Here is a 1,633-nt window from a genome sequence, read left to right on the forward strand (position 1 = left end):
TTCCGCCGGTGTCTTTACTTCTGCGGCCTGCTTTTTGAAAGCCTCTTCTACTACCTTAAATCTTAAATTTACCATTGTTCTCGTTGTTTTTTTTGATGGATAACCGTGTTTTATTTTGTGCTTGTGTGACTGTAATGTTATACTTGTGCTGTGGTGTAGAGGTTTTGTTGGCGTTGAGATATTGTGGCGGAACTGTCCCGAAAGCGTTTTCCCGGTGCTATATGCACCTTTTCATTATTCTTTCCATAGCCCGTTCGCAGTCGCCTCTGTCTCCGAAAGCGGTCAGTCTTACGTAGCCTTCTCCGCTCGGGCCGAAGCCCACTCCCGGCGTACATACCACATGGGCGTTGTAAAGCATCTGCTCGAAAAAGCGCCAGCTGCTTTCTCCGTCGGGTGTCTTTACCCACAGATAGGGAGAGTTGCGTCCGCCGTAGACATCGAGACCGAGACCGGTCAGCGTTTCAAGCATTATCCCCGCATTTTCCATGTAGTAGCCTATCGTGGCCTTCACCTGCTCCTTTCCCTCGGGCGAGTACGTGGCTTCGGCCGCCCGTTGGCTGATGTAGCTCGTGCCGTTGAACTTGGTACATTGCCTGCGGTACCACAACCTGTGCAGCGATATGCGCCGCTTTCCGTCGAGCGTCCCTGCCGTCAGTTCTTTCGGCACCACGGTATAGCCGCATCTTATGCCCGTGAACCCGGCTGTTTTCGAGTAGCTCCTGAACTCTATCGCAACCTTGCGGGCACCCTTTATCTCATATATGGAGTGGGGTATGTCGTCGTCCTGTATGTAAGCCTCGTATGCCGCGTCGTAGAATATGAGCGTGTCGTTCTTCAATGCGTAGTTCACCCACTTGCGCAGCTCGTCTTTCGATATCACCGTGCCCGTCGGGTTGTTTGGATAGCAGAGGTATATAATGTCTACCCGTCGGTCGGGTATCTGCGGCACGAAGTTGTTCTCTGCCGTGCACGGCATGTATATCACGTTGCTCCACCTGCCGTTTTCCACCAGTCCCGCCCGTCCTATCATCACGTTCGAGTCGATATATACCGGATATATGGGGTCTGTCACGCCTATGCTGTTGTCCCACCTGACCAGCTCCTGTATGTTTCCCGTGTCGCTCTTGGCACCGTCGTTGATGAAAATCTCGCTCGGGTCGAGCCTTATTCCCCTCGGCATGAAGTCGTGCTTCACTATCGCCTCGCGCAGGAAAGCATATCCCTGCTCGGGTCCGTAGCCCCTGAATGTGTCTTCGCGGCCCAGTTCGTCGACCGCCTTGTGCATGGCTTCCGTCACCGCCGGGCATACAGGCCTTGTCACGTCGCCTATTCCAAGGCTGATAAGATCGGCCTGCGGGTGCGACACCTTGAATGCGTTCACCTTCTTGGCGATGTCCGCAAACAGATAGTTGTCCGGCAGTTTGAGGAAGTGCTCGTTTACTAATGCCATATCGTTCCTTTCTATATGTTGTTTGAAGTTTTGCCGTATGTTGTCATGATTGGTGCGGGACATGGCCGGAGACCTTGCCCTTCATGGCCTGTCTTCCTGCGGAATGTCTGCCTGTCCCTCGAAAACAAACTCCGCCGGTCCCGTCATGTACACATGGTTGTCGGTCTCGTTCCATTCTATTTC

At 53.2% G+C, this 1,633-nt stretch carries 1 protein-coding gene; it reads right to left on the reverse strand.

Going from position 1 to position 1,633, the window contains the following annotated elements:
- Nucleotides 1–217: 217 nt before the first annotated feature.
- A complete protein-coding gene (locus MoGM_RS07275; protein WP_104369434.1) occupies nt 218–1,450 on the reverse strand; it encodes an LL-diaminopimelate aminotransferase in 1,233 nt (410 codons plus the stop codon).
- Nucleotides 1,451–1,633: the final 183 nt, after the last annotated feature.

It is taken from the genome of Prevotella sp. MGM1 (genome assembly GCF_002933775.1).
Lineage (GTDB): Bacteria > Bacteroidota > Bacteroidia > Bacteroidales > Bacteroidaceae > Prevotella.

Excerpts from the sequence above, each read along its gene's own strand:
- MoGM_RS07275 (WP_104369434.1), bottom strand. The coding sequence starts at position 1,450 with ATGGCATTAGTAAACGAGCACTTCCTCAAACTGCCGGACAACTATCTG.